The organism is Vibrio sp. 1069 (assembly GCF_033340555.1).
This window is the reverse complement of record NZ_JAWOWP010000840.1, coordinates 1-541: the sequence shown is the minus strand read 5'-3', so window position 1 is coordinate 541 and position 541 is coordinate 1. Positions and strand designations below refer to the sequence as shown.

The following is a 541-nucleotide window of genomic DNA, read 5'->3' as shown; positions in this document are numbered from 1 at the left end:
GAAGATGTGACGGTCGTGGATGAAACGTACGGCTACCGCTACCTAGATGCACGTGACATGACGGACTTTATCGACGGCACAGAAAACCCGAAAGGGGACGCTCGCGCTGACGTAGCATTGGTAAAAGATGGCCCATATGCTGGTGGCAGCTATGTTATGGTTCAACGTTTTGAGCACAACTTGCCAGCTTGGAATCGCCTAAATATCAAAGCTCAAGAGAAAGTTATTGGTCGCACCAAACCCGATTCAGTCGAGCTAGAAGACGTACCGGCAGCATCTCACGTTGGTCGAGTTGATATTAAAGAAGAAGGCAAAGGTTTGAAGATTGTTCGTCATAGCTTGCCATACGGCACAGTGACTGGCGCGCACGGTCTGTTGTTCATCTCTTACTGCAATACACTTCACAATATCAAAGTGATGCTAGAGAGCATGTACGGTGTAACCGACGGTACAAAAGACCAACTGCGTCGCTTCACTAAAGCAGTAACAGGTGCTTACTTCTTCGCTCCTTCACAAGAAATGCTAGCAGAACTGGCCATTA

General features: G+C 47.9%; 1 protein-coding gene. It reads left to right on the top strand.

All coding sequences use genetic code 11. From position 1 onward, the window contains the following. On the top strand, positions 1 to 541 hold a 541-nt coding region (locus R7040_RS29360), incomplete at both ends, for a Dyp-type peroxidase (RefSeq protein ID WP_318098034.1).